Raw genomic sequence first — 1,042 nt, 5'->3', positions numbered from 1 at the left:
CCAAATATTGCTGGGAAATGAATTTACACTGGATAATAAGGGTACATACGGCAATGTAATGGAAAAATTAATAAATAGTATAAAATTAATATCATTTAGAGATTTTCTAATAACCCCTCTCTTTATTATCCTATGAATGTGATTTTCATTTCATCTCTTCAACCACGTTTATTTAAAATATTCAGTTTATCCCATAATTTACTACGTTTGCAAGCGAAACCTTTATTCATGCAATCGCGATCAATATGCATGGACATAATGAATTACGGTCTCCGGGAGAAATATGATCAGTTGAAAAGATTCGGCGACAGGCTTTCCGACATGAAGACTGTCATAGAGTGGGAAAGGATCAGGCCTTTACTCAATGACTTATATATTAATAACACAGAGAAGGGTGGAAGGTCAAATTATGATCCCATACTCATGGTCAAGATACTATTCCTTCAGTCCATATATGGCATAGTTGATGAGTCCATTGAGAAGGAGATACACAATCGCCTGGATTTCATGAACTTCCTGGATTATCCTGAATCGGTACCGGATGCAAGAACCATATGGCTCTTTCGCGAAAGGCTCTCCAATAATCACAAGGACAAGAAGATCTGGAAGGAGATATGGAAACAGTTCAAAGAGAAGGGCATTACAGTAAAGAAAGGTACAATTCAGGACGCCACTTTCATCGAATCGGATCCAGGCCATGGAAAGCACAGGAAAGGTGACGGAACAATACCAATCTATTTGGATCAGAACCCGGTGAAGGAACCTTCAGAATCGGATCATAATGAAGAGAAAACATCAAAGAGGGAGGCAAAGACTGCAAGGAAAATTGAGATTGAACAAAAGAAGAAGGCAAGGGAGGAGGAGCGGAAGAACGCAAAGACAAGGAGATCCAAGGACGGTACCTGGACAGTGAAGAACAAAAGATCCCATTTCGGGTACAAGCTCCACACAATACAGGATTCAGACAATGACATGATACTGAACTATGCAACGACCACTGCATCAGTGCATGACTCGCAGATCGATCTATCCATTCCTGGCA

Annotated in this window: 2 pseudogenes; both read left to right on the top strand. The window is 40.2% G+C overall.

Annotation, left to right across the window (positions count from 1 at the left end):
• Positions 1-132 precede the first annotated feature (132 nt).
• Positions 133-552 (top strand): annotated as a pseudogene (locus AMDU4_RS06530) (transposase); the annotation flags it as partial.
• Positions 553-867: 315 nt separating this feature from the next.
• A pseudogene (locus tag AMDU4_RS06525) lies at positions 868-1,042 on the top strand (transposase); the annotation flags it as partial.

The sequence above is a fragment of the Ferroplasma sp. Type II genome (assembly GCF_000496155.1).
Note: the sequence above shows the minus strand (reverse complement) of the source record. Positions and strands in the feature narration are given on the sequence as shown.